Annotated in this window: 4 protein-coding genes; all 4 read left to right on the top strand. The window is 75.0% G+C overall.

Annotated elements, in window-relative coordinates; genetic code table 11:
• Window positions 1-4136, top strand: a 4136-nt coding sequence (locus tag ACIRDU_RS30130) for a thioester reductase domain-containing protein (protein ID WP_403585173.1), incomplete at its 5' end; no start/stop codon positions are given.
• A 117-nt stretch (window positions 4137-4253) separates the two neighbouring features.
• The gene (locus ACIRDU_RS30125) at window positions 4254-4814 is read left to right on the top strand and encodes a pyridoxamine 5'-phosphate oxidase family protein (RefSeq protein WP_403585171.1); all 561 of its coding nucleotides are present in this window, start codon (window positions 4254-4256) and stop codon (window positions 4812-4814) included.
• Between the two features lie 107 nt (window positions 4815-4921).
• Window positions 4922-5446: a hypothetical protein gene (locus ACIRDU_RS30120; protein ID WP_403585168.1), complete on the top strand. Its 525-nt coding sequence runs from the start codon at window positions 4922-4924 to the stop codon at window positions 5444-5446.
• Window positions 5439-6476: a hypothetical protein gene (locus ACIRDU_RS30115; RefSeq protein WP_403585166.1), complete on the top strand. Its 1038-nt coding sequence runs from the start codon at window positions 5439-5441 to the stop codon at window positions 6474-6476. The genes ACIRDU_RS30120 and ACIRDU_RS30115 overlap by 8 nt, the downstream gene beginning before the upstream one ends.
• The last annotated feature ends 51 nt before the right edge of the window (window positions 6477-6527 follow it).

Below are 6527 nucleotides of genomic sequence, written 5' to 3'. Positions count from 1 at the left end.
GCCGGTTGGCCCAGGGGGAGGACCTGCGGTCGGCGGACTACTGGGTGACGCAGGTGCGTGAGGCGGTCCGCTACGCCGACGCCGTCACCACCCTGTACGACCAGGGGGCGCGGACCGTCGTCGAGATCGGCCCCGGCGGCGTCCTCACCGCCCTCGCCCGAACCGTCCTCGCGGACAGGGACGACGTCACCGTCCAGGCACTCCAGCGCCCCGGCCGGCCCGAGTCGTCAGCGCTGGCCGACGGCCTCGGCACGCTGCACGCCCGGGGCGTGCCCGTCGACTGGGAGGCGTTCTTCACCGGCACCGGAGCCCGCCGGGTCCCGCTGCCCACCTACGCCTTCCGTCACCAGCGGTACTGGGCCGACGCGCTCGCGGCCGGACGCCGTGACGCCGGGGGCTTCGGCCTGGACAGCACCGATCACCCCCTCATCGGCGCCGCGCTGTTCCCCGGCGACCGCGACGAGGCGCTGTTCACGGCCCGCCTGTCGGCCCGCACGAACCACCTTCTCGCCGCCCACACCGTCGCCGGGGAGACCGTCGTGCCCGGCACGGTCCTCGCCGAACTGGCCGTCCGGGCCGGAGACGAGACGGGCTGCACGGCCGTGGACGAACTCGTCGTCGACGCGCCGCTGGTGCTGCCCCGCGAGGGGGCCCTGCACCTCCAGGTCCGCGTCGGCGAACCGGACACCGCCGGCCGGCGCGTCCTCACCGTCCACGCCCGGCCCGACCAGGCCGACGCGTCCTGGACACGGCACGCCCACGGACTGCTCAGCGACACACCGCTCGTCCCGCCGGCGGACACCGGGCCGGCCACGCCATGGCCACCGGCCGGCGCCGAGCCGCTCACGGGCCCCGATATGGACGGCGGTGAATCCCCGGCCGCAACGGGCGAGTTGTACGAGCGCTTCACCGCCGCCGGTGTGCACTACGGGCCCGCGTACCGAGGGCTCACCCGGATGTGGCGCCGCGACCGCGAGCTGTTCGCCGAGGTCGCCCTGGCCTCCGACACCGACCCGAGCGCCGACGGGTTCGGGCTGCACCCGGCCCTGCTGGAGGCCGCCCTCCAGCTGCTGTACGCCGCCGGACTGCCCGGCCTGCCGTCCACCGCCACCCGGTGGCGCGGTCTGCGGCTGCACGCCGTCGGCGCGGACACCCTGCGCGTGCACCTCGCCCCGCTCCCCGGCGCCGACGACACCTACGCCGTGCGCCTCACCGACCCGGCCGGACAGGTGGTCGCGGTGGCCGACGCCGTGACCGTCGGCCCCGTCCGCGCCGAAGCGCTGCGGGCCGCCCGCTCCCGGCACCGCGACGCGCTCCACCACGTGGAGTGGATCGCCCGGCCCCTGCCCACCGCCTCCCTGAACTGGCTCACACTCGGCGCCACCGCGCACCCGGACCTGCCCGCCGTCATCACCGCCGTGGAAGGCGAACGCGTCGGGGCCGTACGCCTGGACCTGACCACCTCCGCGGGGCGCACCGCGGAGGACGCCGTCAGGGACACCGTGGGCCGGGCCCTGTCCTGGGCGCGGCAGTGGCTCGCCGAGGAGGCCTTGGCCGCGACGCCGCTGGTCGTCGTGACCCGTGGCGCCGTCGCCGTCTCCGGCGACGAGGACGTCACCGACCCCGCCGCCGCGGCCGCCTGGGGCCTGCTGCGCTCGGCGCAGTCGGAGACGCCGGGGCGGATCGTCCTGGTGGACGCGGACGGCGAACCCGGCCCGGACGCGCTGTCCGCCGTGGTCGCCGCCGGTGAACCGCAGGCCGCCATCCGCGGGGCGACCGCCCCGGGCGGCGCTTCCCGGATCCACGTACCGCGCCTGCTGCGCACCCCGGTGCCCGAGCCCGCGGCCGACGGACCCCGCACGGTGTGGGACCCCGACGGCACCGTCCTCGTCACCGGCGGTACGGGATCCCTTGGCGCCCATTTCGCCCGCCACCTGGTCACGGACCACGGCGTGCGCCACCTGCTGCTGGTCAGCAGGCGCGGCCCGGACGCCCCGGGCGCCGCGGAGCTGAGCTCCGAACTGGGGGCGCTGGGCGCGTCCGTGACCGTGGCCGCCGCGGACGTCTCCGACCGCACCGCCCTCGCGCACCTCCTGGCCTCGGTGCCGGACGCGCACCCGCTGCGCGGCGTCGTCCACACCGCGGGCGTCCTCGACGACGGCGTCATCGCCTCGCAGACGCCGCAGCGGCTCGACGCCGTGCTGCGGCCCAAGGCCGACGCGGCCTGGAACCTGCACGAGCTGACCCGGGACGCCGGCCTGGCGGCGTTCGTGCTCTTCTCGTCCGTGGCCGCCGCCGTCGGAGGCCCCGGCCAGTCCACGTACGCCGCGGCCAACGCCCACCTGGACGCCCTCGCCCAGCACCGCGCCGCGTCGGGGCTGCCCGCCACGTCCATCGCCTGGGGCCTGTGGGAGCAGGCGACCGGGCTGACGGGCGGTCTGACCGAGACGGACCTGAAGCGGATCGCCCGCAGCGGCTTCCGCACCGTCCCCCAGGAGCTCGGCACGGCCCTGTTCGACCTGGCCCTGGACACCGGCCGCCCGTACCTCGTGGCCACCCCGCTCGACCTGCCGGTGCTGCGCAGCCAGCCGCAGGTTCCGGTGCTGCTGAGGTCCCTGGTGCGCGTGCCGGTCCGCGCCACGGCGCACGGAGCGGCCGACGCCGGGCCCGCGCTCGCCGACCGGCTCGCCGGACTCGACGAGTCCGCACAGCACACGCTCGTCCTCGACGCCGTGTCGGCCGAGATCGCCCGGGTGCTCGGCCGCACCGGCGCCGTCGACCCCGAACGCCCCCTGCAGAGCAGCGGTTTCGACTCCCTCACCTCGGTCGAACTGCGCAACCGGCTCGTCACGCGCACCGGCCTGCGGCTGCCCGCCACCCTGGTCTTCGACCATCCGACGCCCCGGGCCCTGGCGGCACACCTGCGCACCGAACTCCTCGCGCCCCAGGACGCAACCGGACCGGGCCCGGCCGTGGACTACGCCGCCGACCTCGACCTGCCCGCCGACATCCGCCCGGCCGGCCAGGTCGTCCACACCGTCACCGACCCTGCCGACATCCTGATCACCGGCGCGAGCGGGTTCCTCGGCGCGTTCCTGGTGCGCGACCTGATGCGCACCACGACCGCCCGCCTGCACTGCCTGGTGCGCGGCGCCGACGACGCGGCGGCGTACGAGCGGCTGCGCTCCAGCCTGACCTGGTACCGCGTGTGGGACGAGGTCGACGAGAGCCGGCTGCGGGTGTGCGCCGGGGACCTGGCCGATGAGCGACTCGGCCTGAGCGAGGAGGAGTTCGACGGCCTCGCCCGGACCGTGGACGCCGTCTACCACGCCGGCGCCACCGTGCACTGGCTCCACCCCTACGAGGCACTGCGCGCGGCCAACGTCCACGGCACCCGGGAGATCCTCCGCCTGGCGGCCCGCCACCGCACGGTCCCGGTGCACTACATCTCCACCGTCGGTGTCTTCAACGGCCCGCTCACGCCCGGCGTCCCCCTGAAGGTCACCGACCCGACGGGCCCCGCAGAGGCACTGCCCAGCGGCTACCTCCAGTCCAAGTGGGTCGCCGAACAGCTCGTCGGCCTCGCCCGCGAGCGGGGCCTGCCGGTGTCCGTGCACCGCGTCGACGTCATCTCGGGCGACACCCGCAACGGGGCCTGCCAGACCCGCGACTTCGTCTGGCTCAGCCTCAAGGGCCTCCTCCAGGCGCAGGCCGCGCCGGCCGGCGTGGGCGGCCGCTTCCATCTGCTGCCCGTCGACTACGTCAGCGCCGCCATCGTCGGGATCTCCCAGCGCGAGCCGGCCGGCGGCACCTTCCACCTGTTCAACCGGAGTTCGCTGAGCCTCGCCGACTGCGTGTCGTACCTGCGCGAACTCGGGTACCGGCTCGACGAGACGGACCGGGAGCGATGGATCGCCGCGGTGCGGTCCGACCGGGACAACGCCCTGCTGCCGCTGCTGCACGCCTTCGAGATGATGACGTCCGACACCGACGGCTTCTACCCGCCGATCGACACGGCCGAGACCGAGGCGGCGCTGACCGGCACGGACATCGCCTGCCCGCCGCTGACGCGTGAACTCTTCGCCCGTTACGTGGAGTTCTTCGTCGAGGAAGGGCACTTTCCGCCCGCCCCCTGATCCGTGAGGTCCGCCGATCGGACACCACCGGCCGCCCGGCCGCTCCCCGTCGAGCGGCCGGGCGGCCCGCCCCTTTCCCCCTTATGTCCCCCTCGTACGTGAATCCGAGGTATCGCCATGGGCGCTGCACAGGTGCGTTCGTTCTCCGAGATCGAGGCCGCCTTCGTCGAGTACGTCCAGCAGACCGTCTACTGCACGATGGTCACCGTCGACCGGCACCGCCGCCCCCGGGCCCGAGTCGTCCAGCCCGTCTGGGAGACCGTCGACGGACGCCCCGTCGGGTGGCTTGCGGTCTTCCGCACCCCGGTCAAGGCCGCCCACCTGGCGCACAACCCCCATACGACCTACGCCTACTGGCACCCCCGCCAGGACGCGGTGTTCGTCGACAGCGTCTCCGCCTGGGTGCACGACCGGGACACCAAGTCGCGCGCCTGGGAGCTGTACCGTCGCAACAGCCCCCCGGGAGTCGGTTACGACCCGCACCTCTACTGGAGCGCCGGACCCGACAGTCCCGACTACCACCTGCTGCGCATCGACCCCTGGCGCGTCCAGGTCGTGCGCGGCTCCGACCTGAGCAGCCGCATCTGGGCGGTGGACGCTCCGCCGCCCGCCGCCGACGAGCGCGACGCCCTGCCCGCCGAGGCCGAGGAGACCTTCGCCGGGCCGGGTGGCGGGTGACGACGAGGATTTGCCGCGCAAGCGCACGGTGCCGGATTGCCCCGCCCTCCCGGCGTGCGGTTGGATCAGTCGGTCGGCCGAACGAGGCAGCAGTGTGAGGAGAGTTGATGGCAGCAGAGGGGGAGCGGCCGGAGAGCACATCCCTGGGCCGTACCAGTGGGCCGGACCAGCACTTCACGGTCGGGGACGGCAGGTCGGGTCAGGTGCCCGCTCCGCCCGCGGACGAGGATGCCGGCGAACTCCTCGCCCTCCTCCGGGAAATGCGGTCCGATCTCGCGCGCCTGCGGAGCACGGACGAGATCATCGGACTCCGGGACGAGTGCGACGCGGCCGTGGAGGAGATCTCCCGAACCGGTCGCGTCACGCTCGACCTCGTCGCCCGGCTCCGTGCACGTCTCGCGGCGGCGGGACCGGTCCGGTCGCTGCCGGCCTCCGGCACCGATCTGGCCCGGTCGCTCGACCGGGTGGAGACCCGCCTGCGCACCCCGCGTCCTGCCGTGGAATCGGATATGCGGGCCAGGCCCGGCGGGCTGGCGCGCCCCCGCGGGTACGAAACCCCGGCCGGTCACACCCCGCCCGGCCCCAGCACCGGTTCCGACGACGACGAATGGCCCGATCCGGCCGATGGGTGACATCGCCAAGGGCGTGCTGGGCGGGGCCTGGACGTTGCTTGTGGGCTGGATCCTGCCCACCGCGCTGAACCTGGCCGTCTTCCTGCTCACCGTCGCCCCGAGCCTTCGCGGCCCGGGCCCGCTCGAACGGCTGCGCGGCGCGGGCGGACTCGGCACCGGCCTCACCCTGCTCACCGGGGCGCTGCTGCTCGGCCTGGTCGCCAACGCCTGCCAGAACGCGCTCTACCGGCTCCTGGAGGGATACCTGCTGTGGCCGGCCCGGGCCTTCGAAGCGGGCTGCCGGCGCAGTCGCCGGAGCAGGTCGTTCCTCGCGGACCGGCTGACCGTGCTCCGCCTGGAGCGCCGCGAGGCCGAGCAGGGGCCGCTGTCGCCCGAGGACGCGCGGGAACTCGCCCGGCTGCTGGCCGACCCGAGGCTCGCCCGGGCCGCCGGGCGGGACCGGCGGCGCAGCGCTGTCCAACGCGGGCTGCTGCGTGAGCGTTTCTCCCGGTTCCCGATCGCCGACGATCAGATCGCCCCGACCCGGCTCGGGAACGCCATCCGCCGCTTCGAGGAGTACGGCTGGGACCGCTACCGCCTCGACACCCAGCTGCTGTGGAACGAACTCACCGGCTGCGTCCCGGACCAGATCCGCCGCCAGACCGAACTCGCCCGCGCCAGCGTCGACTTCTTCGTGGCCCTGCTGTCCGGCCACGTCGCCGTCGCCCTGGCGGCGGCTCTCACCCTGGCGGCGGCCGGCCGGCCGGACCGCCTCGCCCTGCTGAGCACCCTCGTCGTCCTCACCGCGCTCGTGCCGGTCTGGTACCGGTCTGCGGTCACCGCGACCGACGAGTGGGCAGCCGCCGTCCGTGCCCTGGTCAACACCGGCCGGAAACCCCTCGCGGCATCCCTCGGCCTCGCCCTCCCGCAGACCCTCGCCGCGGAACGCGACATGTGGACGATGGTGTCCCGGCTCTCCCGCGTCCCGTACCACGAGCGCGCCGCCGCCCTGGACCCCTACCGCGCCGAACCCGCCACGGACCCGGCCTGACCGCACCGCGTCGGTCCGCGGACGGGCCGAGATCCGGTCGTCGTCGACCGG

The organism is Streptomyces sp. NPDC093598 (assembly GCF_044764825.1).
In the GTDB taxonomy this organism is placed as follows: Bacteria; Actinomycetota; Actinomycetes; order Streptomycetales; family Streptomycetaceae; genus Streptomyces.
Note: the sequence above shows the minus strand (reverse complement) of the source record. Positions and strands in the feature narration are given on the sequence as shown.